At 62.5% G+C, this 26685-nt stretch carries 27 protein-coding genes; 18 read left to right on the top strand and 9 right to left on the bottom strand.

Annotated features, from left to right (window positions below):
• Positions 1–85: 85 nt before the first annotated feature.
• A complete protein-coding gene (locus IB266_RS15785) occupies positions 86–352 on the bottom strand; it encodes a hypothetical protein (protein ID WP_053123631.1) in 267 nt (88 codons plus the stop codon).
• Positions 353–468: 116 nt separating this feature from the next.
• The gene (locus tag IB266_RS15780; protein WP_060741364.1) at positions 469–834 is read right to left on the bottom strand and encodes an antibiotic biosynthesis monooxygenase; all 366 of its coding nucleotides are present in this window, start codon (positions 832–834) and stop codon (positions 469–471) included.
• Positions 835–930: 96 nt separating this feature from the next.
• Between IB266_RS15780 and soxR the strand changes: the two genes are divergently transcribed.
• The 10 genes from soxR to IB266_RS15730 all read left to right on the top strand — a co-directional run bounded on the left by soxR (position 931) and on the right by IB266_RS15730 (position 8325).
• Complete coding sequence (soxR, locus tag IB266_RS15775) at positions 931–1383, top strand: redox-sensitive transcriptional activator SoxR (RefSeq protein WP_192261723.1); 453 nt, start codon at positions 931–933, stop codon at positions 1381–1383.
• Between the two features lie 105 nt (positions 1384–1488).
• A complete protein-coding gene (locus IB266_RS15770; RefSeq protein ID WP_192261722.1) occupies positions 1489–1947 on the top strand; it encodes a VOC family protein in 459 nt (152 codons plus the stop codon).
• 219 nt (positions 1948–2166) lie between these two features.
• Positions 2167–3381, top strand: a complete 1215-nt coding sequence (locus IB266_RS15765) for a PepSY-associated TM helix domain-containing protein (RefSeq protein WP_192261721.1) — start codon at positions 2167–2169, stop codon at positions 3379–3381.
• Positions 3378–3920: a thiamine pyrophosphate-binding protein gene (locus IB266_RS15760; protein WP_192261720.1), complete on the top strand. Its 543-nt coding sequence runs from the start codon at positions 3378–3380 to the stop codon at positions 3918–3920. The genes IB266_RS15765 and IB266_RS15760 overlap by 4 nt, the downstream gene beginning before the upstream one ends.
• Positions 3917–4243 (top strand): hypothetical protein, encoded by a 327-nt coding sequence (locus IB266_RS15755; protein ID WP_060741359.1) that lies wholly within the window; start codon positions 3917–3919, stop codon positions 4241–4243. Before IB266_RS15760 ends, IB266_RS15755 begins: the two co-directional genes overlap by 4 nt.
• Positions 4240–4815: a DUF6162 family protein gene (locus tag IB266_RS15750; RefSeq protein ID WP_192261719.1), complete on the top strand. Its 576-nt coding sequence runs from the start codon at positions 4240–4242 to the stop codon at positions 4813–4815. The genes IB266_RS15755 and IB266_RS15750 overlap by 4 nt, the downstream gene beginning before the upstream one ends.
• A gap of 35 nt (positions 4816–4850) precedes the next feature.
• Positions 4851–5780: a metal ABC transporter solute-binding protein, Zn/Mn family gene (locus IB266_RS15745; RefSeq protein ID WP_060741357.1), complete on the top strand. Its 930-nt coding sequence runs from the start codon at positions 4851–4853 to the stop codon at positions 5778–5780.
• Complete coding sequence (locus tag IB266_RS15740) at positions 5777–6529, top strand: metal ABC transporter ATP-binding protein (RefSeq protein WP_192261718.1); 753 nt, start codon at positions 5777–5779, stop codon at positions 6527–6529. The genes IB266_RS15745 and IB266_RS15740 overlap by 4 nt, the downstream gene beginning before the upstream one ends.
• Positions 6529–7428, top strand: a complete 900-nt coding sequence (locus tag IB266_RS15735) for a metal ABC transporter permease (protein WP_192261717.1) — start codon at positions 6529–6531, stop codon at positions 7426–7428. Before IB266_RS15740 ends, IB266_RS15735 begins: the two co-directional genes overlap by 1 nt.
• Entirely contained in the window at positions 7429–8325 is an 897-nt protein-coding gene (locus IB266_RS15730) for a metal ABC transporter solute-binding protein, Zn/Mn family (protein WP_192261716.1), read from the top strand. It abuts the gene before it with no gap.
• Positions 8326–8456: 131 nt separating this feature from the next.
• Here the strand turns inward: IB266_RS15730 and prpF are convergent, their stop codons facing one another.
• From prpF to IB266_RS15705, 5 genes are all read right to left on the bottom strand, one after another.
• Complete coding sequence (gene prpF / locus IB266_RS15725; protein WP_192261715.1) at positions 8457–9650, bottom strand: 2-methylaconitate cis-trans isomerase PrpF; 1194 nt, start codon at positions 9648–9650, stop codon at positions 8457–8459.
• 53 nt (positions 9651–9703) lie between these two features.
• A complete protein-coding gene (gene acnD, locus IB266_RS15720) occupies positions 9704–12295 on the bottom strand; it encodes a Fe/S-dependent 2-methylisocitrate dehydratase AcnD (RefSeq protein WP_192261714.1) in 2592 nt (863 codons plus the stop codon).
• Between the two features lie 198 nt (positions 12296–12493).
• Entirely contained in the window at positions 12494–13621 is a 1128-nt protein-coding gene (gene prpC / locus IB266_RS15715) for a 2-methylcitrate synthase (RefSeq protein ID WP_192261713.1), read from the bottom strand.
• Between the two features lie 41 nt (positions 13622–13662).
• Positions 13663–14547 (bottom strand): methylisocitrate lyase, encoded by an 885-nt coding sequence (prpB, locus tag IB266_RS15710; RefSeq protein WP_030137801.1) that lies wholly within the window; start codon positions 14545–14547, stop codon positions 13663–13665.
• Positions 14544–15257, bottom strand: coding sequence for a GntR family transcriptional regulator (locus tag IB266_RS15705; protein ID WP_053186063.1), 714 nt, complete (start codon positions 15255–15257; stop codon positions 14544–14546). The genes prpB and IB266_RS15705 overlap by 4 nt, the downstream gene beginning before the upstream one ends.
• Before the next feature lie 283 nt (positions 15258–15540).
• Between IB266_RS15705 and IB266_RS15700 the strand changes: the two genes are divergently transcribed.
• The 4 genes from IB266_RS15700 to pabB all read left to right on the top strand — a co-directional run bounded on the left by IB266_RS15700 (position 15541) and on the right by pabB (position 20226).
• Positions 15541–16077 (top strand): ATP-dependent zinc protease, encoded by a 537-nt coding sequence (locus IB266_RS15700; RefSeq protein ID WP_053186065.1) that lies wholly within the window; start codon positions 15541–15543, stop codon positions 16075–16077.
• A gap of 5 nt (positions 16078–16082) precedes the next feature.
• Entirely contained in the window at positions 16083–17615 is a 1533-nt protein-coding gene (locus IB266_RS15695) for an inactive transglutaminase family protein (protein WP_192261712.1), read from the top strand.
• The gene (locus IB266_RS15690; RefSeq protein WP_060741349.1) at positions 17615–18601 is read left to right on the top strand and encodes an alpha-L-glutamate ligase-like protein; all 987 of its coding nucleotides are present in this window, start codon (positions 17615–17617) and stop codon (positions 18599–18601) included. The genes IB266_RS15695 and IB266_RS15690 overlap by 1 nt, the downstream gene beginning before the upstream one ends.
• A 281-nt stretch (positions 18602–18882) precedes the next feature.
• Positions 18883–20226 (top strand): aminodeoxychorismate synthase component I, encoded by a 1344-nt coding sequence (gene pabB / locus IB266_RS15685; RefSeq protein ID WP_192261711.1) that lies wholly within the window; start codon positions 18883–18885, stop codon positions 20224–20226.
• Positions 20227–20373: 147 nt separating this feature from the next.
• On the opposite strand, the gene thrH is transcribed toward pabB, so the two are convergent.
• Entirely contained in the window at positions 20374–20991 is a 618-nt protein-coding gene (thrH, locus tag IB266_RS15680) for a bifunctional phosphoserine phosphatase/homoserine phosphotransferase ThrH (protein ID WP_103310891.1), read from the bottom strand.
• 174 nt (positions 20992–21165) lie between these two features.
• Here thrH and IB266_RS15675 point away from each other — a divergent pair, with 174 nt between their 5' ends.
• The 3 genes from IB266_RS15675 (at position 21166) to IB266_RS15665 (ending at position 24679) form a co-directional block, all read left to right on the top strand.
• Positions 21166–21909, top strand: coding sequence for a phosphoadenylyl-sulfate reductase (locus IB266_RS15675; protein WP_013693959.1), 744 nt, complete (start codon positions 21166–21168; stop codon positions 21907–21909).
• 451 nt (positions 21910–22360) lie between these two features.
• Positions 22361–23890: an NCS1 family nucleobase:cation symporter-1 gene (locus IB266_RS15670; RefSeq protein ID WP_192261710.1), complete on the top strand. Its 1530-nt coding sequence runs from the start codon at positions 22361–22363 to the stop codon at positions 23888–23890.
• A gap of 60 nt (positions 23891–23950) precedes the next feature.
• The gene (locus IB266_RS15665; RefSeq protein ID WP_025214781.1) at positions 23951–24679 is read left to right on the top strand and encodes an aspartate/glutamate racemase family protein; all 729 of its coding nucleotides are present in this window, start codon (positions 23951–23953) and stop codon (positions 24677–24679) included.
• 147 nt (positions 24680–24826) lie between these two features.
• On the opposite strand, the gene IB266_RS15660 is transcribed toward IB266_RS15665, so the two are convergent.
• Positions 24827–25750 carry a LysR family transcriptional regulator gene (locus tag IB266_RS15660; RefSeq protein ID WP_192261709.1) on the bottom strand — a complete coding sequence of 308 codons (924 nt, stop codon included), beginning with the start codon at positions 25748–25750 and terminating at the stop codon, positions 24827–24829.
• Between the two features lie 125 nt (positions 25751–25875).
• On the opposite strand from IB266_RS15660, the gene IB266_RS15655 reads away from it, so the two are divergent.
• Positions 25876–26622 (top strand): 3-oxoacyl-ACP reductase family protein, encoded by a 747-nt coding sequence (locus tag IB266_RS15655; protein WP_192261708.1) that lies wholly within the window; start codon positions 25876–25878, stop codon positions 26620–26622.
• Positions 26623–26685: the final 63 nt, after the last annotated feature.

The following is a 26685-nucleotide window of genomic DNA, read 5'->3' as shown; positions in this document are numbered from 1 at the left end:
GGGCGGTCAGTCAAGTCATGACCCTACCCCACGTCCAGACCCAAACCCACGGACAGTTGGGCAAAACTTTGAGCGGTACAGTCCCTCAGCTAGACCGGCCAGGCTGTTGCACGACCTGCTCGGCACTCATCTGGCCCTGATCGTCGAACCCCACGTTTTTCTGCGACGAGCCAAGCAGTTCGGCTTTTTTCGCGTGGTATTCCTCGAACGAAAGGCCACGGCGATTCAAGGCTTCAAGGGCCAGCTCGCGGGTCTCATCGGCAGTGTAGGGGCGCAGTTCCGGGGAAGAGCTGGCGCAGCCGCCCAGGAGGGTGGCGGTCAAGAGCAGCAAAACGGCAAAGGTACGGTTCATGGCGGGTGTCCGGTGTTCTGGAGTTGGGCGATGAACAAAGGCTACCCGCCGGTCCTGCGCGGCAGAAATCAACCCTCTCGATAGTGGGTATTGCCTGCCTGGATCAGCCGTTGCGCTTAATCGACCAACTGGCAATGCAGCGCGTTATCCAGGCTGCGCTCGATGTTGCGCAACACCTGGAACGAGGCGAACGTGACGGCTTTGGCGCGGTGAGCCTGGATCAGCCGCCAGAAACCCTGCTCGCCCTTTTCGACACTTCGAAGTGCCGCCTCGCCTGCCTCGCGGGTCTGCCACTGCAAATAGTTGAGCACGCGTCGACCATCGTCGCTGGCCTGGATACTGGCACTCAGGAACCCCTGGTGGTCCCGGGCCAGGCGCTCGGTCTGTTCCGACAAGGCGGTTACCAGCGCCTGCTGCCATTGAGGTTCGATGTCGAATTCCATCAGTTGGGTGAAACTGCGATTGTTCCTTGGCGATTGCATGAAAGGTCCCCTATGCAGGTCAGGCGAATCTTGCGATCCGAAGGCGTGCAGGATAAAACCTCTAGTTAACTTGAGGTCAAGCAGTGAATTGAAACGATGGCGCAGATCGATATCCACAAGGAACTCACCGTCGGCCAAGTGGCCGCCCGCAGCGGCGTAGCGGTCACCGCCCTGCACTTCTACGAGTCCAAGGGGCTGATCAAAAGCACGCGCAACCCAGGTAACCAACGGCGCTATCCACGGGCGGTATTGCGTCGCGTGGCACTGATCAAGGTCGCCCAGCGCCTGGGCATTCCGCTGGCGGAAATCGGCGAGGCGCTGAACAATCTGCCGGACAACCGCGCCCCAACGGCCGCCGACTGGCAGACCTTGTCGGCGCAGTGGAGCCGGGACCTGGACGAACGCATCAACCAATTGGTGGCGCTGCGTGATCGACTCAACGGCTGCATCGGCTGCGGATGCCTGTCGATGGAAGCTTGTCCGCTGCGCAATCAGGGCGACGTACTGGGCCAACACGGGCCGGGGGCTCATCTGCTGGAACAGCCTTGAAGCGTTCGTCGGCCCCCGAGTCCAGCCAGAGTCGCTGGCCTATAGTGGTGGAGCGCAAATCGACGAAGACTCTCTTCGCCTCCCTATAACAAAAGGAGAAACGTCATGGGCGTCAATGCCATTCCCGAAGGTTTCCATAACATCACGCCCTACCTGGGCATTCAAAAAGCTGCCGAAGCCATCGACTTCTACAAAAAGGCCTTCAATGCCACCGAGGTCATGCGCCTGGCCATGCCCGACGGGGGCATCGGGCATGCCGAGCTGCGGATCAACGGTTATCCGATCATGCTTGGCACGCCTTGCGATCAAGGCCCCTTGAGCAATCCGGACCAATCGCCATCGGTCGGCCTGCATTTATATGTCGAGGACGTGGACAGCGCATTTGCCCAGGCCATTGCCGCCGGCGGCACGGTGATTTCCGAGGTCAAGGACCAGTTCTACGGAGATCGCAGCGGCACCCTGAAGGATCCCTATGGGCATCTGTGGTTCCTCGCGACGCACAAGGAAGATCTGAGCCAGGAGCAGATCGAGCAACGGGCCAGGGAGATGTTTCAACAGGACTGACCGTGTCTGTGGCTAGGGGCCCCGCTCCCTAGCCACAGAAGACACTGAAACTAAACGCGAAACATTTTCTTTCAACTTCCCTTTCGGGATTCTGCTCGCTCGTTCGTCTTAATTAGATGCAGCAGGCCGCGTCGGCAAAAGCCACGGCCTGCCTTTTTGGGTTCACGGTGTTGCGAAGCCCGTAATACAGAACCTTTCATCGAATCAAGACGTTCAATCATGTCGAAGAAATCCCGCTCCAAACTCTGGTTCCTGGTCCATAGCTGGCTGGCATTGCCCATCTGGTTCTTCGTGCTCATCGTCTGCGTCACCGGCACCCTGGCGGTGGTCAGCCAGGAGATCGTCTGGCTGGCCAACCCCGACATGCGGGCCAACAAGCCCTCGGACGAGGCCACGTCGCTCAGCTATGACCAGGTGATCGCCGCGATCAAGCAGGCCCAGCCGCAAACCCAGGTGCAAAGCATCATCCGTCCGGACGAGTCGCATTTTGCGCTGGAAGTCGGCGTGACCTACCCCGACGGACGCCCGGATACGGTCTACGTCAACCCGTACAGCGGCGTCATCCAGGGCTCGGCGCCGACATTCAATTTCCAGGCCTTCACCCGCGCGCTGCATGGCTGGTGGCTGGTGCCGTTCACCAACGGCTACAGTTGGGGCTGGTACCTGGTGTCGTTCCTGGGCCTGCCCTTGCTCGCGTCCCTGGTGACCGGGCTGGTGGTCTACAAGCGTTTCTGGAAAGGCTTCTTCCGTCCGACCCTGCGGATTCGCCATGGCGCACGGATTTTCTGGGGTGATTTCCACCGGCTCAGCGGGATCTGGTCGATCTGGTTCATCGCGGTCATCTCCGTCACCGGCACCTGGTTCCTGATCCAGGCCTTGCTGGGCGACAACCAGATCTCCATTTCCAGCGAACCGGTCATCCCGGTGGTGGCCCGTGAAAACGTGCCGTTGGCCGTTGACGGCCAGGCGCCACCGCAGTTGAACCTGGACCGGGCCATCGAAATCGCCCAGCAACGCATCCCGGGACTGGAAGCGAGCTTCATCAGTCTGCCCGGCAATGCCTACAGCCATCTGGAAATCGGTGGCCGCGGCTGGTATCCGCTGATGTTCCAGACCGCCACCATCAATCCCTACAACGGCGACGTGGCCGCCTCCCGGTTGCTGTCGGACCGCACGACCCTGGAGTTCGTCACCGAATCCATGCGGCCCTTGCACACCGGGGACTTCGGCGGCCTCTGGATCAAGCTCATCTGGTTTTTCTTCGGTTTGATCCTGAGCATGATGGTCCTCAGCGGGCTGCTGATCTGGACCAAACGCACGGCCCTGGCCACCGCCAATGCCTTCAAGCGAAGCCAGAAACCCAACCGTGGCGCCCGAATCGCGCAGGCACTGCAACCGTCCGTCCACCGTGAATCGTCGGAGGGCAGCCTGTGAACCCGTCCAATACCGCTTCCTCACCGTCACGCCTGAGCCTGTTCTGGCATAAATGGCGCTTCCATCTCAACGTGTTGCTGCTGCTGATCCCCCTGGGATTCATGCCCAAGTACCTCTCCGAAGCCGCCCTGTTCCGCGGCGATGCAGGGCTTGGCGAGCGGGAAGTCGGCGAAGTCCAGGTCGGTCCCTGGAGCCTGCGCCTGGCGGAGTTTCGCAACGAAGCCCCACGGACCGAAGGGCCCGCCGGGCCGATGAAGCACTTCAACGCGGCCCTCTGCCAGAGCTGTATCGGCCAGGTCAAGGCCACCTACCTGCGCATCGGCAAGCCTCGTAGCCTGCGGGCCGCCGGGGTGATTTTCTTCGGCTCGCCCTATCGCATGGGCGCCTTGTTGCCGGTCCCGCCAAAGACCCAGCCCGATGCCGAACTGTGGATAACCCTCGAGGGTTGGGACGGTTCGATGCACCAGGCCTCCATTCCCCTGAGCCAGGCCTCCCCGGCCACCGTCACCTGGCTGAAGAACCAAGGACCCAAACCATGACCTTCCGCGCTTTATCCAAGGGCCTGGCGCTGCTGTTCTGCGCAGGCGCAAGCACCAGCGTCCTGGCCCACAACCCGATGTGCGAGTGCAAAGCCATCGACGCCGAGCAGATCCAATGCACCGGCGGTTTTTCCGACGGCAGCGGTGCACCCGGAGTGACCCTGGACGTGATCGGTTATGACGAAACCATCCTCGTTCCGGGCAAGCTCGGTGCCGACTCGAAGCTGACCTTCAAGAAACCGAACGCTGAATTCTACGTGCTCTTCGACGCCGGCCCCGGCCACGTGGTGGAAATCGACCAAGCCGACATCGAGGCCCCATGAGCAACGCCACGACTCAAGTCATCCGCCCCGCCGGCGCAGGCCATGAAACCCTGTATGTGTTGCTGTTGTGCCTGGTCATCGTGCTGGTGGCCGGGTCCGTGGTGGCCTGGCATGGCAAAGCCGAGGACACGCCTCACCTGGCCTCGAACCAGCTCGACGCCCGCCGCGACCTCAGCGCCGCCGAGCAAGGCATCTATGCCGACCTGCGGGTGACCCTGGATGAAATCCGCTTGCTGCGCGAAGACCAACCCACCCTGCCCAGCCCACAAACCCTGGCCGAAGAAGGCTTCGCGCCGTTCGCCCAGGACGCCAGCTCCGTCAGCCGGGGCGGCCACGCCTGGCAACAGCTGCAGGACCAAGCCTACTTCGGCGCCAGTGCCAATCCGTCGGTGGCCGGTTCGTTTCTGATGCGCATCGGCGAAGCGTCCGACGCCGCCCCGGACATCTGGCTCAACCGCGGCACTGGCCTCGCCACGCCCACCATGCTGGACGATGCAGTTTTGTCCGCCGCCGGCTGGCAACAGATCGTCGCGCAATTCGATGCCGGCGTAACCCGCCAGCACCGGCACTGACCCCACGCCCTCATTCGAGAGAAGACCGTTTGCCCATGCCTATTGCATCTCAACGCCGACCCTTGCTGCGCTTGCTGTTGATCGGCCTGCTGGCCTGCCTGTTCACCTCGCCGGTGAGCGCCGAAACAGCCAAGCGCCTGCGGATTGGCATCACCTTGCACCCGTATTACAGCTACGTGGCCAACATCGTCGGCGACAAGGCCGAGGTCGTGCCGCTGATCCCGGCCGGTTTCAACCCCCACGCCTATGAACCACGGGCCGAAGACATCAAACGCATCAGCGGCCTCGACGTGATCGTGCTCAACGGCGTGGGCCATGACGACTTCGCCGACCGCATGATCGCCGCCAGCGAAACCCCGAACGTGAAAGTGATCGAGGCCAACGAAAACGTCCCCCTGCTGGCCGCCACCGGCACGGCGGCCCGAGGCGCGGGCAAGGTCGTGAACCCGCACACCTTCCTGTCCATCAGCGCCTCCATCGCCCAGGTCAATAACATCGCCCGGGAACTGGGCAAGCTCGACCCGGACAACGCCAAGGCCTATACCCAGAACGCCCGCGCCTATGGCAAGCGCCTGCGGCAGATGCGCGCCGCCGCCCTGGCGAAGCTGACCCAGGCCCCCAATGCCGAATTGCGGGTCGCCACGGTGCACGCCGCCTACGACTACCTGTTGCGCGAATTCGGCCTGGAAGTGACCGCCGTGGTCGAGCCGGCCCATGGCATCGAACCGAGCCCCAGCCAATTGAAGAAAACCATCGACCAACTGCGGGAGCTGGACGTGAAGGTGATCTTCTCGGAGATGGATTTTCCCTCCACCTACGTCGACACCATCCAACGTGAATCGGGCGTGAAGCTGTACCCGCTCTCGCACATTTCCTACGGCGACTACAGCGCCGAGAAGTACGAAAAGGAAATGGCCGGCAACCTCGACACCGTGGTCCGGGCGATCCAGGAGTCGGGCGCATGACCGTCCAGGAACCCCTCACCCTGCAACGCGTCGGCCCCTTGATCGAGTTCACCGAGGTCAGCCTGAACCTGGGCCGCACCACCATTCTCGACAACGTGGCCTTTCAGGTGGAACCCGGCAGCATCCATGCCCTGGTCGGCCCCAATGGCGGCGGCAAGAGTTCGCTGATCAAGACCTTGCTGGGACAGATGCCGCACCAGGGACGCTTGAGCCTGCAATGGCCGGGCGAACCCGGGGTGATCGGCTACGTCCCCCAGGCGTTGGAATTCGACCGGGGCCTGCCCATGACCGTGGATGATTTCATGGCGGCGATGTGTCAGCGGCGGCCGGCCTTTCTCGGCTTGAGCAAGCATTACGCCGGCGCCATCGGCCAGGCCCTGGAGCGGGTCGGCATGCAGGACAAGCGCAAGCGGCGCATGGGCGCGCTGTCCGGCGGCGAGCGCCAGCGGGTGTTGCTGGCCCAGGGGTTGATTCCCTCGCCGCAATTGCTGGTGCTGGATGAACCGATGTCGGCCCTGGACGAGGCCGGTATCCAGGTGTTCGAACGGTTGCTGCAGGACTGGCGCCAGGCCGGAATCACCGTGCTGTGGATCGAACATGACCTGGAAGCCGTCGGGCGCCTGGCCGACCGTGTCACCGGCCTGAATCGTCGCGTGCTGTTCGACGGCCCGCCACGCCAGACCTTGACCCCAGAACGGCTGCTGACGCTGTTTTCCACCCATCCACGCACGAACGGGAGCGCGGCCTGATGAGTTATGAAGCCTTTCGCTTGATGGTCGAGGGTTGGGCCTCGGCCGGTTACCTGCCTGAAGCGCTGGCCTATGGGTTCGTGGTCAATGCGTTGTTGGCCGGGCTGTTGATCGGCCCGGTGCTGGGCGGCCTCGGCACGCTGGTGGTGGTCAAGCGCTTCGCGTTTTTCTCCGAGGCGGTGGGCCATGCGGCGCTCACCGGCGTGGCTATCGGCATCCTGCTCGGCGAACCCTACACCGGGCCTTACGGCAGCCTGTTCGGCTACTGCCTGTTGTTCGGCATCCTGCTCAATTACCTGCGCAACCGCACCGGCCTGGCGCCCGATACGCTGATTGGTGTCTTCCTGTCGGTGTCCCTGGCCCTGGGCGCCAGCCTGCTGTTGATCCTGGCGGGCAAGATCAATGTGCACATTCTGGAAAACGTATTGTTCGGCTCGGTGCTGACGGTCAATGGCAATGACCTGCTGGTGCTGGCGGTGGTCGGCTCGCTGGTGATGGCCCTGGCCTTGCCGCTGTACAACCGCATCATGCTCGCCAGCTTCAACCCCCAACTGGCAGCGGTGCGCGGGGTGGCGGTCAAGACCCTGGACTACCTGTTCGTGGTCCTGGTGACGTTGATCACCGTGGCGGCGGTGAAAGTCATCGGTGCCATTCTGGTGGGCGCGTTGCTGGTGATCCCCGCTGCGGCGGCGCGCTTGCTCAGTCAATCATTGAAAGGCTTTTTCTGGTGTTCAGTGTTGATCGCCACCGTCAGCACTTTGTGCGGGATCCTCGCGCCGATTGTGTTCGACCTGCCGATCCCGTCCGGCGCCGCGATCATCCTGGTGGCCGGCATCGCCTTCGCCCTGAGCGCCATCGCCCGTGGTGTCGTCCCCAGCCTCAAAGGGAATCTTGGATAAATGGTTTTTTCATTGCGACAACTGACCCTGGCCGTCGCGTTGTGCGGCGTGGCCGTCACCTCGTCATTCGCCAGCGAAAAGGTTCGTCTGCTGGCATCGCTGCCAGTCACCTATGGATTGGGCGAAGCTTTGCTCAAGGGCACCGAGGTCAGCCTGGAGCGGGCCGCGCCCGCCAATCTGCCCGGCACCCGCCAGAGTGCCTACTTCAGCGGCCGTGGCGCGCCGGCCTTGAGCAAACTGGCCAGCGCTGCCGACGGGGTGATCGGCCTGCGCTCGCTATGGCCGGACGATCCGCTGTACCCCATGGCCCGACGCAGCAATATCCGCATCGTCGAAGTCGATGCCGCGCGCCCGGTGGACGGCGCCCTTCCCGGTATCGCCTTGCAACCGGGCAGCACCGACGGCCTTGCGAGCCAGCCATGGATGGCTAGCCATAACCTGGGGCGCATGGCCGACGTGATCGCCGCCGACCTGGTGCGCCTGGCCCCGGCGGACAAACCGAAAATCGACGCCAACCTGGTGGCACTCAAGCAGCGCCTGCTCAAACTCAGCGCCGACAGCGAAAAACGCCTCGCCAGCGCCGATAACCTGAGCGTGGTCAGCCTGAGCGAACACTTCGGCTACCTGATCAGCGGGCTAAACCTGGACGCCATCAGCACCGATACCCGGCCCGATGGCGAATGGACAACCGAAACCCTCAAGCAATTGAGTGCGACGTTGAAGGACAACGACGTGGCGCTGGTGCTCCATCATCGCCAGCCTTCGGATGCGCTGAAGGCAGCCATTGCCGAGGGCGGCAGCCAGTTGCTGGTGCTCAGCATCGATGCCGACGACCCGGTGGCGGAGCTGGAGAGTAATGCAGGGCTGGTGGTCGCGGCGCTGACGAAGAAGGGCTGATTGCAGAAACGCAATCCCTGTGTGGGAGCGGGCTTGCTCGCGAAGACGGTGTGTCAGTCGCCATAAAAGTTGACTGTATGATCGCATTCGCGAGCAAGCCCGCTCCCACAGGTTTCACTTGAGGCTGGCTGTCAGCCCAAAACATCCCCCGGCACCCGCACAAACCCTTCCATCAACACCCGCGCACTGCGGCTCATGATGGCTTTTTTAACGGTCCATTCGCCGCTGACCACGCTGGCCTCGGCGCCGACGCGCAGGGTGCCGGACGGGTGGCCGAAACGCACGGCGTTACGTTCGATGCCGCCGGCGGCCAGGTTCACCAGGGTGCCGGAAATCGCTGCGGCCGTGCCGATGGCCACCGCTGCGGTGCCCATCATGGCGTGGTGCAACTTGCCCATGGACAACGCCCGCACCAGCAAGTCGACATCCCCCGCCGCCACGGCTTTTCCGCTGGAGGACAGGTAATCCGCCGGCGGCGCTACAAACGCCACTTTCGGTGTGTGCTGGCGCTGGGCCGCTTCGTCCAGGTGCTTGATCAAGCCCATGCGCAAGGCACCGTGGGCGCGAATGGTTTCGAACATGGCCAACGCCTTGGGATCGCTGTTGATCGCCCCCTGCAATTCAGTGCCGGTGTAGCCGACATCGCGGGCATTGATGAAAATCGTCGGGATCCCCGCGTTGATCAGCGTCGCCTTGAAGGTGCCAACACCAGGCACTTCCAAGTCGTCCACCAGGTTGCCGGTGGGAAACATCGAGCCACCACCACCCTCCTCCTCGGCCGCCGGGTCCATGAATTCCAATTGCACTTCGGCCGCTGGAAAGGTCACGCCGTCGAGTTCGAAGTCCCCGGTTTCCTGCACCACGCCCTCGGTGATTGGCACATGGGCGATGATGGTCTTGCCGATGTTGGCCTGCCAGATCCGTACCACGGCCACGCCGTTTTGCGGAATACGGTCAGACGCCACCAAACCACTGCTGATGGCAAACGACCCCACCGCCGCCGAGAGGTTGCCGCAGTTGCCGCTCCAGTCCACGAACGGCTTATCGATGGACACCTGGCCGAACAGGTAATCGACATCGTGATCCGCCCGGGTGCTCCTGGACAGGATCACGGTCTTGCTGGTGCTGGACGTTGCGCCGCCCATGCCATCGATCTGCTTCTCGTACGGGTCGGGGCTGCCGATCACCCGCAACAGCAGGGCATCCCGGACCGGGCCAGGAACGCGAGCCGCTTCGGGCAGGTCTTGCAGGCTGAAGAACACGCCTTTGCTGGTGCCGCCACGCATGTAGGTCGCAGGGATCTTGATTTGAGGCGAGTGAGCCATGTGCTCTAACTCCTGAAAAAAAGGGTGGCCGGAGAACGGGCCACCCAAGCGATTTAAACGGCCACCGCCGATTCCAGGAAGTCCTGGGCAAAGCGTTGCAACACACCCCCGGCTTCGTAGATCGACACTTCTTCGGCAGTATCGAGACGGCAGGTCACCGGCACTTGGACGCGCTCGCCGTTCTTGCGAGTGATGACCAGGGTCAGCGTCGCCCGCGGCGTGCGTTCGCCGATCACGTCATAGACTTCGCTGCCGTCGATGCCCAGGGTCTTGCGATCGGTACCGGGCTTGAACTCCAACGGCAACACGCCCATGCCCACCAGGTTGGTGCGGTGGATGCGTTCGAAACCTTCGGCGGCGATCGCCTCGACACCGGCCAGGCGTACGCCCTTGGCCGCCCAGTCTCGGGACGAACCCTGGCCGTAGTCGGCACCGGCAATGATGATCAGCGGCTGCTTGCGTTCCATGTAGGTCTCGATGGCCTCCCACATGCGCATGACCTTGCCTTCCGGCTCGACTCGGGCCAGGGAGCCCTGCTTGACCTTGCCGTTTTCCTGGACCATTTCGTTGAACAGTTTCGGGTTGGCGAAGGTGGCGCGCTGCGCGGTCAGGTGGTCGCCGCGGTGGGTCGCGTAGGAGTTGAAGTCCTCTTCCGGCAGGCCCATTTTCGCCAGGTACTCGCCAGCGGCGCTGTCCAGCATGATGGCGTTGGACGGCGACAAATGGTCGGTGGTGATGTTGTCCGGCAGCACCGCCAGCGGGCGCATGCCCTTGAGTGGCCGCGCACCGGCCAGCGCTCCTTCCCAATACGGCGGACGACGGATGTAGGTGCTTTGTGGGCGCCAGTCGTACAGCGGCGTCACTTTCGGCCCGGTATCTTCCTGGATGGCGAACATCGGGATGTACACCTGGCGGAACTGCTCCGGCTTCACCGAAGCCTTGACCACCGCGTCGATTTCTTCGTCGCTCGGCCAGATGTCCTTGAGGCGGATCTCGCGACCGTCCACCACGCCCAGCACATCTTTTTCGATGTCGAAGCGGATGGTCCCGGCGATCGCATACGCGACCACCAGGGGTGGCGATGCCAGGAACGCCTGCTTGGCGTACGGATGGATACGCCCGTCGAAGTTGCGGTTGCCCGACAACACGGCGGTGGCGTACAGGTCGCGGTCGATGATTTCCTGCTGGATCACCGGGTCCAGCGCGCCCGACATGCCGTTGCAGGTGGTGCAGGCGAATGCCACCACGCCGAAGCCCAGCTTCTCGAGTTCGGACGTCAGGCCGGCTTCATCCAGGTACAGCGCCACGGTTTTCGAACCCGGGGCCAGGGACGACTTGACCCACGGCTTGCGGGCCAGGCCCAGGCGGTTGGCGTTGCGCGCCAGCAGGCCTGCGGCGATCACGTTGCGCGGGTTGCTGGTGTTGGTGCAACTGGTGATGGCGGCGATGATCACCGCGCCGTCGGGCATTTGCCCGGGCACATCGTCCCACTGGCCGGAAATGCCTTTTGCGGCCAGCTCCGACACCGCGACGCGGGCGTGGGGGTTGCTCGGGCCAGCCATGTTGCGTACTACCGAGGACAGGTCGAAGGTCAGGCCACGCTCGTACTGTGCGCCCTTGAGGCTATCGGCCCACAGGCCCACGTGCTTGGCATAGGTTTCCACCAACTGCACCTGGGTGTCTTCGCGGCCGGTGAGCTTCAGGTAGTCGATCGTCTGTTGATCGATATGGAACATCGCCGCCGTGGCGCCATATTCCGGCGCCATGTTGGAAATGGTCGCACGGTCGCCCAAGGTCAGGGCACTGGCGCCTTCACCGAAAAACTCCAGCCATGCCCCAACGACTTTTTGCTTGCGCAGGAACTCGGTCAGCGCCAGCACCATGTCGGTGGCGGTGATGCCCGGTTGCAGTTTGCCGGTCAGCTCGACGCCGACGATTTCTGGCAGGCGCATCCACGAGGCGCGACCGAGCATGACACTTTCGGCCTCCAGGCCACCGACGCCGATGGCAATCACGCCCAAGGCATCGACGTGGGGGGTGTGGCTGTCGGTACCGACGCAGGTGTCGGGGAAGGCCACGCCGTCACGCTGCTGGATCACCGGCGACATTTTTTCCAGGTTGATCTGGTGCATGATCCCGTTGCCCGGCGGAATCACGTCGACATTCTTGAAGGCTTTCTTGGTCCAGTTGATGAAGTGAAAGCGGTCTTCGTTGCGGCGGTCTTCGATGGCGCGGTTCTTGGCGAAGGCTTGCGGGTCGGCACCACCGCTTTCCACCGCCAGGGAGTGGTCGACGATCAGTTGGGTCGGCACCACCGGATTGACCTGCGCCGGGTCACCACCCTGCAGGGCGATGGCGTCGCGCAGGCCGGCCAGGTCCACCAGGGCAGTCTGGCCGAGGATGTCATGGCACACCACGCGGGCCGGGAACCACGGGAAATCCAGGTCACGCTTGCGCTCGATCAGTTGCAGCAGCGACTCGCGCAGCGTGGCCGGGTCGCAGCGACGCACCAGGTTTTCCGCCAGCACGCGGGAGGTGTACGGCAGGCCATCATAGGCGCCGGGGCGGATGGCCTCCACTGCGCCGCGAACGTCGAAATAATCCAGCGAAGTGCCAGGCAGCGGTTTGCGAAATTCTGTGTTCATCGTCAGGACTCGGTCACGGTGGTTTCAGAAGGGGCTGGCGCAGTACTTGAAGTCCCCCCGGCCACTGTGGGAGCGAGCTTGCTCGCGATAGCGGCGCATCCGTCGACATCAATGTTGAATGTCAGTGCGCAATCGCGAGCAAGCTCGCTCCCACAGGGTTTCGGGGTCATTCAGTTCCGGCGGCTAAAACCCTCCAGCTCAGCGTTGTTCGATTGGCACGAACTTGCGCTGTTCGACGCCGGTGTATTCGGCGCTCGGTCGGATGATGCGGTTGTTGGCGCGTTGTTCGAACACGTGGGCGGCCCAGCCGGTCAGGCGCGAGCAGACGAAGATCGGCGTGAACAGCTTGGTCGGGATGCCCATGAAGTGGTACGCCGAGGCATGATAGAAATCGGCGTTGGGGAACAGCTTCTTCTGTTCCCACATGGTCTTGTCGATGGCTTCGGACACCGGGAACAGCACGGTATCGCCCACTTCGTCGGCGAGTTTTTTCGACCAGCCCTTGATCACCTCGTTGCGCGGGTCGTTGTCCTTATAGATCGCGTGGCCGAAGCCCATGATCTTGTCCTTGCGCGCCAGCATGCCGAGGGTGCCTTCGATGGCCTCCTGCGGTGAGCTGAAGCGCTCGATCATTTCCATCGCCGCTTCGTTGGCCCCGCCATGCAACGGGCCACGCAGCGAGCCGATGGCGGCGGTGATGCAGGAGAACAGGTCCGACAGCGTGGAGGCGCAGACCCGGGCGGTGAAGGTCGAGGCGTTGAATTCGTGCTCGGCGTAGAGGATCAGCGAGACATTCATCACCTTGACGTGCAGCTCGCTCGGCTTCTTGCCGTGCAGCAAGTGCAGGAAGTGGCCGCCGATGGACACTTCGTCGGTCACGCATTCGATGCGCAGGCCTTGATGGCTGAAGCGATACCAGTAGCACATGATCGCCGGGAACGCGGCCAGCAGGCGATCGGTCTTGTCATGTTGCTGGGAAAAATCCTGCTCGGGTTCCAGGTTGCCCAGGAATGAGCAGCCGGTGCGCATCACGTCCATCGGGTGGGCGTCGGCGGGAATGCGCTCCAGCACTTCCTTCAAGGCTTGGGGCAGGTCACGCAACTGGCGCAGCTTACCGGTGTAGGCGTCCAACTGTGCCTGGGTCGGCAGTTCACCGTACAGCAGCAGGTAGGCCACCTCTTCAAATTGCGCATCTGCCGCCAGCTCGCGAACGTCGTAGCCGCGATAGGTCAGGCCGGCACCCGATTGGCCCACGGTGGACAATGCGGTTTGCCCGGCCACCTGGCCACGGAGCCCGGCGCCACTGAGTACTTTTGCTTCGGCCATTTGCTGTCTCCATTTTCTTGAATTTGTAGGGGAGTCGCGCCTTACTTCTTCGCCGCGAACAACGCATCGAGCTTCTGCTCGAAGGTGTGGTAGTCGATGCGATCGTAAAGCTCCATGCGGGTCTGCATGGTGTCGATGACATTCTGTTGCGTGCCGTCACGGCGGATCGCGGTATAAACATTCTCGGCCGCCTTGTTCATGGCCCGGAAGGCCGACAGCGGGTACAGCACCAGGGACACGTCGGCCCCGGCCAGCTGTTCGGTGGTGTACAGCGGGGTCGCGCCGAATTCGGTGATATTGGCCAGGATCGGCGCTTTCACGCGGCTGGCGAACAGCTTGTACATCTCAAGCTCGGTGATGGCTTCGGGGAAAATCATGTCGGCACCGGCCTCGATGCACGCGGCGGCGCGGTCCAGGGCCGATTCCAAGCCTTCCACCGCCAAGGCATCGGTACGCGCCATGATCACGAAACTGTCATCGGTACGGGCATCGACGGCGGCCTTGATACGGTCGACCATCTCTTGCTGGGAGACGATTTCCTTGTTCGGACGATGGCCGCAACGCTTGGCGCCGACCTGGTCTTCGATATGAATCGCCGCGGCGCCGAACTTGATCATCGACTTGACCGTGCGCGCCACGTTGAACGCCGAGGAACCGAAGCCGGTGTCCACGTCCACCAGCAGCGGCAGGTCGCACACATCGGTGATACGCCGTACGTCGGTCAGCACGTCATCCAGGCCGGTGATACCCAGGTCCGGCACGCCGAGGGAACCGGCCGCCACGCCGCCGCCCGACAGGTAGATCGCCTTGAAACCGGCGCGCTTGGCCAGCAGCGCGTGGTTGGCGTTGATCGTGCCCACCACTTGCAGCGGATGCTCGCTGGCGACCGCATCGCGGAAACGCTGGCCTGGAGTGCTGTTGCTCATGACTCACCTCGTTCAGTGGCGGCGCTGTCCTGGAAATGACGCGCGATATTGCGTTTGGAGGCGCCGATGTGCCGGCGCATCAATAATTCAGCCAGTTCGCCGTCACGGTCGGCGATGGCGTCGAGAATCCGGTGGTGCTCGGCAAAGGCCTGGCGCGGACGGTTGGGCGTGGTGGAGAACTGGATCCGGTACATGCGCACCAGTTGGTACAGCTCGCCGCACAGCATCTGCGTCAGGGTGCGGTTGCCGCTGCCCTGGATGATCCGGTAATGAAAGTCGAAATCGCCTTCCTGCTGGTAATAACCGACACCGGCCTGGAACGCCGCATCGCGCTCGTGGGTTTCCAGCACCCGGCGCAGTTCGTCGATTTCTTCCAGGGTCATGCGTTCGGCCGCCAGACGGCAGGCCATGCCTTCGAGGGATTCACGGATTTCGTAGAGTTCCAGCAGCTCGGCGTGGCTCAGCGACACCACCCGGGCACCGACGTGGGGTACCCGCACCAGCAGGCGCTGGCCTTCCAGGCGGTGAATGGCCTCGCGCAGCGGCCCGCGGCTGATGCCGTAGGTGCGCGCCAGCTCGGGCTCGGAGATCTTGCTGCCGGGGGCGATCTCGCCCTTGACGATGGCGGCCTGGATACGCCGGAAGACGTTCTCGGACAGGGTCTCCGAGTCGTCCTGGACCATCACCGGGGTTTCGAGCTGATCGAGCATATTGTCGACACCTTTGAAATCAATATGGCAAAAACTAACCAACAACGGCCTTTACGTCAAAACAAAAATCAACATTGTCGACAATCGTCTAATAAACGCCCTGGAGATAACCCTGCTGCATGAAGACTCGTAGCCTCCGGCCAGCGGTGGCGTCAGAAAACCACCGTGCTAGAATGCCGCGGTTATTCGCCGCTCTCCTTTTATTAGAGAAAGGCTGCCTAGGGAGCTTGTGCAGTAATGCCAGGGCCTGAACCGATAAACGGAACGCTGCGCACCAGGATCTATGACACTCAAGCCCTTATCTGCCGCTTTCTATTTCATGTGCCTGCCGGGGCTTGCCGTGGCGGGTGAAAAAACCGTGTACGGCCTCAACGAATACGCCGCCCTGCAGGGTATCGACCTGGAGGTCGCCGCCAAGCTCGACACCGGCGCCAAGACCGCATCCCTCAGCGCCCGGGACATCAAGCGCTTCAAACGCAATGGCGAATCCTGGGTGCGTTTTTACCTGGCCATCGACGCAGCCCACTCGCACCCCATCGAACGTCCGCTGGCCCGGGTCAGCAAGATCAAACGCCGCGCCGGTGACTACGACCCGGAAGAAGGCAAGAAATACACGGCCCGGCCGGTCATCGAACTGGACATCTGCATGGGCTCGGCCCTGCGCAGCATCGAAGTGAACCTGACCGACCGCAGCGCCTTCCAATACCCGTTGCTGATCGGTTCCGAGGCGCTCAAGCGCTTCGACGCGCTGGTCGACCCCAGTCTTAAATACGCTGCCGGCAAACCCGCCTGCGCCAATGCCGCTCAAACCGCAGAGTAATTCCAATGCGCTCCCTTACCCTCCATCTGAAAATGCTGATCGCCATCCTGGTGGTGCTGGGCCTGTCGGTGACGGCCTATCAGATTTTCGTGCTCGGCATCCCGGTCACCGAAGACGCCACCGACGATTTGTGGAACATCGACGCCAAGGTCGAATTCGTGCCCAACGCCAAGGATCCGGTGAAGATCCAGATGTTCGTGCCGCCCCTGAGCCGCGACTACGTGAGCCTCAACGAGAGTTTCATTTCCAATAATTACGGCGTGGCGGTGAACCGGGTCGACGGTAACCGCAAAGTGACGTGGTCAGCCCGTCGCGCCAAGGGCAACCAGACCCTTTATTACCGCCTGGTGCTGACCAAGCGCTACAGCGCCGAGAAAACCAAGGTCAAGGGCCCGACCTTCCGCGACAGCATCGCCGTCGAAGGTCCGGAGAAACTGGCCGCCGAAGCCCTGCTCGCGCCGATCCGCCAGCACTCGGCCGACGTCGAGACGTTCATCAGCGAAGCGATCAAGCGGGTCAACAACCTCAACGACGACAACGTCAAGCTGTTGCTGGCCGGTGATCCTTCCTCGGCCAACAAGGCGCGCATCGTCGAATTGGTGCTGTCCATCGCCCACGTGCCGGTGGAAAAGGTCCACACCATCCGCCTGGTGGCCGACCAGCCGCAGATGCCCGAATTGTGGCTGCGCAGCTTCAACGGCACCGACTGGCTGTATTTCAACCCGGACTCCGGCGAACAAGGCCTGCCCACCGACCGCCTGCTGTGGTGGACCGGCGATGAAAACCTGATCACCGTCGATGGCGGCAAGAAAGCCACCGTCACCTTCAGCATGAACAACAGCGAAATGAACGCCATTCGCCTGGCCAAGCTGACGGACGAGAACACCGACGCCAACTTCCTCGAATACTCGCTCTACGGCCTGCCGCTGCAAACCCAGCAAACCTTCATGATCATGGTGATGATCCCGATCGGCGTGCTGGTGATCCTGATACTGCGCAACCTGATCGGCCTGCAAACCCTCGGGACCTTCACCCCGGTGCTGATCGCCCTGGCCTTCCGTGAAACCCAACTGGGCTTCGGCATCATCCTGTTCACGGTGATCACCACGCTGGGCCTGTCGCTGCGTTCGTACCTGGAACACCTCAAGCTGCAGATGCTGCCAAGGCTCTCGGTGGTGCTGACGTTCGTGGTGGTGCTGATCGCCGCCATCAGCCTGTTCAGCCATAAGCTGGGCCTGGAGCGTGGCCTGTCGGTGGCGCTGTTCCCGATGGTGATCCTGACCATGACCATCGAACGCCTGTCCATCACCTGGGAAGAACGCGGCGCCGGCCACGCGATGAAAGTCGCCATCGGCACCTTGTTCGCCGCGTCCCTGGCGCACCTGATCATGAGCGTGCCGGAACTGGTGTACTTCGTGTTCACCTTCCCGGCGATCCTGCTGATCCTGGTGGGCTTCATGCTGGCCATGGGGCGTTATCGCGGCTACCGCCTGACCGAGCTGGTCCGGTTCAAGGCCTTCCTCAAGGCAGACTCCTGATGTTCGGCTTCTGGAAGACCTGGAAGGCCCTGGAAGCCCGGGGCATCATGGGCATCAATCGGCGTAACGCCGACTATGTGCTCAAGTACAACAAGCGCAGCCTGTACCCCATCGTCGATGACAAGATCATCACCAAGGAGCGGGCCATCGCCGCCGGCATCCATGTGCCGGAGCTGTACGGGGTGATCTCCACCGAGAAAGAAATCGACAAGCTCGACGAAATCATCGGCGGGCGCACCGACTTCGTGATCAAGCCGGCCCAGGGCGCTGGCGGCGACGGCATTATCGTCATCGCCGACCGCTTCGAAGGCCGCTATCGCACGGTGTCCGGCAAGATCATCAGCCATGAGGAAATCGAGCACCATGTCTCCAGTATCCTCACGGGCCTATATTCCCTGGGTGGGCACCGTGACCGGGCGCTGATCGAGTACCGCGTGACGCCGGACCAGATCTTCAAGAGCATCAGCTACGAGGGCGTGCCGGACATCCGCATCATCGTGCTGATGGGCTATCCGGTGATGGCCATGCTGCGGCTGCCAACCCGGCAGTCCGGCGGCAAGGCCAACCTGCACCAGGGCGCCATTGGCGTGGGCGTCGACCTCGCCACGGGCCTGACCCTGCGCGGCACCTGGCTGAACAACATCATCACCAAACACCCCGACACCACCAACGCGGTGGACGGTGTGCAACTGCCCTACTGGGACGGTTTCATGAAACTGGCCGCCGGGTGCTATGAACTGTGCGGGCTGGGCTACATCGGCGTCGACATGGTGCTGGACCAGGAGAAAGGGCCGTTGATCCTGGAACTGAATGCCCGACCGGGCCTGAACATCCAGATCGCCAACGACTGCGGCCTGACCCTGCGCACCCACGCGGTGGAAGCCCGCCTGGAAGAACTCAAGGAACGGGGCGTTATCGAAACCGCGGAAGAGCGCGTGGCGTTTGCCCAGGAGCTGTTTGGGCATATTCCGCCGGTTGAAGGCTGAGACTGAGGTTTGAAGTTTGCTCCTGTGGCGAGGGAGCTTGCTCCCGCTGGGGTGCGAAGCGCCCCTCAAAACCCAGCACCGCGGTGCATCAGGCTGACCGCGTTCAACTGCCTGGGGGTTGCTGCGCAACCCAGCGGGAGCAAGCTCCCTCGCCACAAGGTGTTCACACCCAAATATCTTCGATAGCCCCCATACTTACCCATCTCCGACATCCCCCTAGGAGCAAATCCTACAGGGGATTACAATCGCTCCCCCGCCTGAATGGCTGACCCGCCCCGCCCATGCCAACCTGCTCCGTACACCCGTTGCCCTACCGCACCAACCCCGCCGAGTATTTCGCGGCGATCCGTCATGCCCCGGGCAGCGTGCTGCTCGACAGTGGCCGGCCGAGTGCCGAGCGTGGGCGTTACGACCTGCTCAGCGCCTGGCCGCTGGCACAACTGGCGGTGTTGCCGAACGAGAGCGGCAGCGATTTCCTGCAACGCCTGCGCATTCAGCTGACGCAACTGGGCGATGCGGTACTGCCGGCCACGGTGCAATTGCCTTTCGCCGGCGGCCTGATCGGCTACTTGAGTTACGACTTCGGCCGACACCTCGAAACCCTGCCGTCCCACGCCCAGGACGACCTGCAACTGCCCGACGCACGTTTTGGCGTGTACGACTGGGCTTTGATCAGCGATCACCAGGCGGGCACCAGCCAACTGGTGTTCCATCCCCATTGCGGCGAAGACGAACGCCAGCGCCTGATCGCGCTGTTCAGCCAGCCGACCAACGCCACCGTTCCCTCGTTCAGCCTTGAAGGACCGATGACGCCAGACCTCAGTGCCGAAGCCTACCGACAGGCGTTCGAACGTATCCAGGCGTACATCCAGGCCGGCGACTGCTATCAGGTCAACTTCGCCCAACGCTTCCGCGCGCCCTGCCAAGGTGATGCCTGGGCCGCTTACCAGGCGTTGCGGGCGGCTTGCCCGACACCGTTTTCCGGCTTCCAGAGCCTGCCGGAGGGCGGCGCGGTACTGAGCCTGTCCCCAGAGCGCTTCGTCAAAGTCAGCGAAGGCCAGGTGGAAACCCGGCCGATCAAGGGCACCCGCCCCCGCGGCACAACGCCCGAGGAAGACGCGGCCCACGCCGCCGAACTGCTGGCCAGCCCCAAGGATCGGGCGGAAAACCTGATGATCGTCGACCTGCTGCGCAACGACCTGGGCCGCACCTGCCGTATCGGCTCGGTGCGGGTGCCGGAGTTGTTCAGCCTGGAAAGCTACCCGAACGTGCATCACCTGGTCAGCAGCGTGACCGGCGAACTGGCCGACGACAAGGACGCCCTGGACCTGATCGCCGGCAGCTTTCCCGGCGGCTCGATCACCGGCGCGCCGAAAATCCGCGCCATGCAAATCATCGACGAACTCGAGCCGACCCGGCGCGGGCTGTATTGCGGCTCGTTGCTGTACCTGGACGTGCGCGGGGAAATGGACAGTTCCATCGCCATCCGCAGTTTGCTGGTCAAGGATGGGCAGGTGTGCTGCTGGGGCGGCGGCGGGATTGTCGCGGATTCGGACTGGGAGGCCGAGTATCAGGAGTCGATTACCAAGGTTCGGGTGTTGCTGGAAACCTTGCAAAGCCTCTAAAAGCATCGCGGGCAAGCCTTGCTCCCACAGACTGGCGCTGTACCCCTATGGGAGCAAGGCTTGCCCGCGATGACAGTGTGTCAGTCAACATCAATGCTGGCTGGTACACCGCTATCGCGAGCAAGCTCGCTCCCACAGGCTTTTTACTTACAGGCTGAGATGGCGGTTCGAAGCCTTGAGGAATTCCTGCTTCAACTCGGCAAACGTGTGCACCGCCGGGAATTGCGGGAACTCACGGATCACGTTCTCCGGCGCATGGAACAGAATCCCGGCGTCGGCTTCGCCCAGCATCGTGGTGTCGTTATAGGAATCGCCCGCTGCAATCACTCGGTAGTACAGGCTCTTGAAAGCCAAAACCGACTGACGCTTGGGATCTTTCTGACGCAACTGGTACCCCGTCACCCGCCCGCTGTCATCGGTAATCAAGCGATGGCAGAGCAAAGTCGGGAAGCCCAGCTGGCGCATCAACGGTTGGGAAAATTCGTAGAACGTGTCGGAAAGAATCACCACCTGGAAGCGCTCGCGCAGCCAGTCGACGAATTCGATGGCGCCGTCCAGCGGCTGGAGGGTGGCGATGACTTCCTGGATGTCGGAGAGCTTGAGGCCATGCTCATCAAGGATGCGCAACCGTTGCTTCATCAGCACGTCGTAGTCGGGAATGTCCCGAGTGGTTGCCCTGAGGGATTCAATCCCGGTTTTTTCGGCGAAGGCGATCCAGATCTCCGGGACCAGCACACCTTCCAGGTCGAGACAGGCAATTTCCACAAGACACTCCCATTTTTTCTGATGTTTATCGGTTGAGCGAATAAAAGGCTTGCCGACTCTAGCCATTCGCCAGAGCCCGCGCAACGCACAGGAGCGCGCCAGCCCCGACAGCTTTTGTTACCATCAGCCCCATATAGAGCGCCCAGCGCCACCGACCTGTAGGAAACCGCCCTGATGAGCCCATCGTTCGACGTCGTGGAACTCGCCACGACCTATGCCAACAAGTCCCCCCAGGACATCCTCAAGCTGGCCTTCGCCGAATTCGGCGACGAGCTGTGGATATCGTTCAGCGGCGCCGAAGACGTGGTGCTGGTGGACATGGCCTGGAAACTGAACAAGAACGTCAAGGTGTTCAGCCTCGACACCGGTCGCCTGCACCCGGAGACCTATCGCTTCATCGATCAGGTGCGCGAGCACTACAAGATCGACATCGAACTGGTCTCGCCGGACTACACGAAACTTGAACCCTTCGTGAAGGAAAAAGGCCTGTTCAGCTTCTACAAGGACGGTCACGGCGAGTGCTGCGGCATCCGCAAGATCGAGCCGCTGCGCCGCAAGCTGACCGATGTCCGCGCCTGGGCCACCGGCCAGCGCCGCGACCAGAGCCCCGGCACCCGCAGCCAGGTGGCCGTGCTGGAAATCGACACGGCGTTTTCCACCCCGGAGCGCACCCTGTACAAATTCAACCCGCTGTCGCAGATGACCAGCGAAGAAGTCTGGGGTTACATCCGCATGCTGGAACTGCCCTACAACAGCCTGCATGAACGCGGCTTCATCAGCATCGGCTGCGAACCCTGCACTCGCCCGGTGCTGCCGAACCAGCACGAACGCGAAGGTCGCTGGTGGTGGGAAGAAGCCACGCAGAAAGAATGCGGGCTGCACGCCGGAAACATCATCGCCAAATCCAAGACCGTGTAAGCACCCACCGTCTCTGTACACAAAAATGTCACCACAAGTGGCATTTTTGTGTGCACTTATGTCGTTACTGCCCCGAAAAGTTACACCCAATTCCCCGCCCCGCCTGGCTTCCTTCCTCCACTGGCGTTCGCCAAAAAATAAATACCTGTTTAAACGGTCAGCTTTAAATCGCCGTATTTCAGCTAGTTATTCAAAGACCATAACGAAACGAAATTAGCGTTACGTTGGATAGATCCTTAAGTGGCATAAATCTGGCTTGAGTCGCCAAGTGTTTTGTATACAACATTTATAAAACATACACACACTTTAGATCCGCAAGCCTGAAGCGCCCTATCCCGTACAGGCTGCAGATGCCCCGTAACCAATGATGCTCGCCCGCCGCGACGAAGATTTGTCGAGCCCCGCGCTCATGCACAGTCATCGCAGCGCCGAGAATCAGGAGCCTGCCGGAATGCGTACAAGTCTCTCCAATAACATCGCGCTGGATCTGCCCTCCTCCACCACTGCCCCCGATGACAACGCCGCAGCCTCCCTGGCCTTGAGCCCGCGGCTGCACAACAAGGACCTGGCGCCGACCAAGGCCGAAGGTCGCCGCTGGGGCCGCTACAGCATCTTTGCCCTGTGGACCAACGACGTGCACAACATCGCCAACTATTCCTTCGCCATCGGCCTGTATGCCCTGGGGCTGGGTGGCTGGCAGATCTTGCTGTCCCTGGGGATAGGCGCGGCACTGGTGTATGGCTTCATGAACCTGTCCGGCTACATGGGTCAGAAAACCGGGGTGCCGTTCCCGGTGATCAGCCGGATCAGCTTCGGGATCCACGGCGCGCAGATTCCTGCGTTGATCAGGGCGGTCATTGCGATTGCCTGGTTCGGGATCCAGACCTACTTGGCGTCGGTGGTGTTCCGCGTGTTGCTGGTGGCGATCCATCCGGGCTTCGCCGACTACGACCGCGACTCGATCCTCGGCCTGTCGAGCCTGGGCTGGGTGTGTTTCGTGGCGATCTGGTTCGTGCAACTGGTGATCCTGGCCTACGGCATGGAGACGGTGCGCCGTTATGAAGGTTTCGCCGGTCCGGTGATCCTGGTGACCGTCGCGACCCTGGCCGGTTGGATGTACACCCAGGCCGGCGCCACCATTGCCTGGTCGATCCGCGAGCCGCTGACCGGTGGCGAAATGTGGCGCAATATCTTTGCCGGCGGCGCGCTGTGGCTGTCGATCTACGGCACCTTGATCCTCAATTTCTGCGACTTCGCCCGCTCCTCGCCGTGCCGCCGAACCATCATCGTCGGTAATTTCTGGGGCCTGCCGGTGAACATCCTGGTGTTTGCCGGGATCACCATCCTGCTCTGCGGTGCGCAGTTCCAGATCAACGGGCAAATCATCGAAAGCCCGACCCAGGTCGTCGCCTCGATCCCCAACACGTTTCTTCTGGTGCTGGGTTGCCTGGCCTTCCTGATCGTCACCGTGGCCGTGAACATCATGGCCAACTTCGTCGCCCCGGCGTTCGTGCTCAGCAACCTGGCGCCCAAATACCTGACCTTCCGCCGCGCCGGGCTGATCAGCGCTGCCATTGCCGTGCTGATCCTGCCGTGGAACCTGTACAACAGCCCGCTGGTGATCGTGTATTTCCTGTCCGGCCTCGGCGCCCTGCTCGGGCCGCTGTACGGGGTGATCATGGTCGACTACTGGCTGCTGCGAAAAGGCCGTATCAACGTGCTGCAACTGTACAGCGAGGACCCGAACGGTGCGTATTTCTACAGCAATGGGGTCAACCTGCGTGCGGTGGCGGCGTTCATTCCGGCCGCGCTGATCGCGATTATCCTGGCCCTGGTACCCGGTTTTGACGCCGTTTCACCGTTTTCCTGGCTGATTGGCGCTTCGATTGCAGGGCTGCTGTACCTGATCATCGCCAAACGCGAAGCGTATTACGAGGACGTCAGCGGCGAATCCATCGCTGTGGATAACATTCATCATTGATCCCTCAAACGGCCCGGCCGGTACGGGCCGCCTACTTTCATGCATCAAGGAGGACAGCTCATGCGAATTCTCGTGGTCAACGTCAACACCACCGAATCCATCACCCAGGCCATCGCCCGCCAGGCCCAGGCCGTGGCCGCGCCGGGCACCGAGATCGTCGGGCTCACGCCGTATTTCGGCGCCGATTCCATCGAGGGCAATTTTGAAAGTTACCTGGCGGCCATTGCGGTGATGGACCGGGTGATGTCCTACGACCAGCCATTCGACGCGGTGATCCAGGCCGGCTACGGCGAGCATGGCCGCGAAGGTCTGCAAGAACTGCTGAACGTGCCAGTGGTGGATATCACCGATGCCGGCGCCAGTACCGCCATGTTCCTCGGCCACGCTTATTCGGTGGTCACCACCCTGGACCGCACCGTGCCGCTGATCGAAGACCGGCTCAAGCTGTCCGGCCTGTTCGACCGCTGCGCCTCGGTACGGGCCAGCGGCCTGGCGGTGCTGGAACTGGAGCAGGACCCGCAACGGGCGGTCGAGGCCATCGTGCGCCAGGCCGAACTGGCGGTCAGCCAGGACAAGGCCGAAGTGATCTGCCTGGGCTGCGGCGGCATGGCCGGGCTCGATGAGCAGATCCGCCAGCGCACCGGAGTGCCGGTGGTCGATGGCGTGACGGCGGCGGTGACCATTGCCGAGTCGCTGGTGCGGCTGGGGTTGTCGACCTCGAAAGTGCGCACCTACGCCACGCCTCGGCCCAAGACCATCATTGGCTGGCCGGGGCGGTTTGGGCGGTGAGCTCACAGACTTGGACCGAGGTGCCTTGAATCGCGAGCAAGCTCGCTCCCACAGGGTTTGTGGTGTTCCCGAAACTGCTGATCAGCCCCTCCAACTGTGGGAGCGAGCTTGCTCGGCGATTGAGGCCAACGCAGTCCAGCGCCCAACTCAAACCGCACTGAACCGCCGCGCCAACCCCTGCTCGGCAAACTGCTCGATGATGAAATCCACGAACACCCGCGTCTTGCCCGGCAGCAACTTATGCTCGGCGTAGTAAATGGAGATATTGCCGTCATCAACGTACCAGTCCGGCAGCACCCGTTGCAGCGCGCCGGACTCCAGATAGGGCACGGCCACCGGCATGCTCACCAGCCCGATGCCCAGCCCTTGGGCCGCGGCCGCGCAGTCGGCTTCCGAATCGCTCATGGTCATGCGGGTCTTGAGCATGAGCGGGCTGTGTTGCTGGGTTCGGCTGGTCAGTTGCCAGGAGCGCACGCGGCCGGTTTGTGGCGAGCGAATCAGGATGCCCTGGTGCTGCGCCAGATCCTCCGGTTCCATCAATGCAGCGTGGGTGTTCAGGTAGTCCGTGGATGCAACCAGCACCCGATGGGCCACCGTCAACTTGCGCGCCACCACGCCCTGGGGCAGCTCGAAACCACCGCCGATGGCGGCATCGAACCCCTGGCCGATCAGGTCTACCTGGCGATTATCGAAATGCCAATCGGGGTTGATCGCCGGGTAGCGCCGCAAAAACTCCCCGAGTAATGGCACGACATACAAGCGACCGAACGCCGTGCCCATGCTCACCTTCAGCGTTCCCGCCGGTTGCCCGCCGGCGCTGGCCAGGTTGGCGACGGCGTTCTGGATGGTGTTGAAGCTGCTGCCGACTTCCCTCAGGAACAACTGGCCGGCTTCAGTCAGCCTCAGGCTGCGGGTACTACGCTGGAACAGGCGCACCCCCATCCGCGCCTCCAGCTTGGCGACGCTTTTACCCACCGCCGCCGGGGTCACGCTCAAGCGTCGCGCCGCTTCGGCAAAGCTGCCGACTTCGGCGCTGCGCACAAAGCATTCGATACTGTTGAAGGTCTCCATGGGCCTCACTCTAAACTTTTGGTTTAGACAGACTATAGCAATGACGGTCTACACAGCCCATGACACCTTCTTGATACTCGCTCCATCACCGCGGCACTTCGCCCCGGCACTTTTTGGAGAACATCATGAGTACCCAAGCACTGAACGGTAAAGTCGCCTTGATCCAGGGCGGTTCTCGCGGCATCGGCGCCGCCATCGTCAAACGCCTTGCCGCAGAAGGCGCCGCCGTGGCCTTCACCTACGTCAGCTCTGGCGCAAAATCAGAAGAACTGCAGAACAGCATCACCGCAGCGGGCGGCAAGGCCTTGGCAATCAAGGCGGACAGCGCCGACGCCGACGCCGTCCGTAACGCCGTCGCCGCCACCGTCGAAACTTTTGGGCGGTTGGATATCCTGGTCAATAACGCGGGCGTGCTGGCCATGGGGCCGCTGGATGAATTCAAACTCGAAGATTTCGACCAGACCCTGGCCGTCAACGTGCGCAGCGTGTTCGTCGCCACCCAGGCGGCAGCGCGGCACATGGGCGAAGGCGGCCGGGTCATCAACATCGGCAGCACCAACGCCGACCGCATGCCCTTCGTTGGCGGCGCGACCTACGCCATGAGCAAATCCGCGCTGGTGGGCCTGACCAAAGGCCTGGCCCGCGACCTCGGCCCGCGCGGCATCACCGTCAACAACGTGCAGCCCGGCCCGGTGGACACCGACATGAACCCGGCCGACAGTGACTTCGCCTCCAGCCTGTTGTCGCTGATGGCCGTCGGGCGCTACGGCAATGTCGATGAAATCGCCAGTTTCGTCGCCTATCTGGCAGGGCCGGAAGCCGGTTACATCACCGGCGCCAGCCTGACCATCGACGGTGGTTTCGGCGCCTGACCCGAGCCGATCATTGTGGCGAGGGCGCTTGCTCCCGCGGGGCTGCGCAGCAGCCCTTCGCTG

Origin of the sequence: Pseudomonas sp. Pdm06 (genome assembly GCF_014851795.1) — a bacterium.
Lineage (GTDB): Bacteria > Pseudomonadota > Gammaproteobacteria > Pseudomonadales > Pseudomonadaceae > Aquipseudomonas > Aquipseudomonas fluorescens_AA.
The sequence above is the reverse complement of the archived record's forward strand: the minus strand, read 5'-3'. Positions and strand labels throughout refer to the sequence as shown.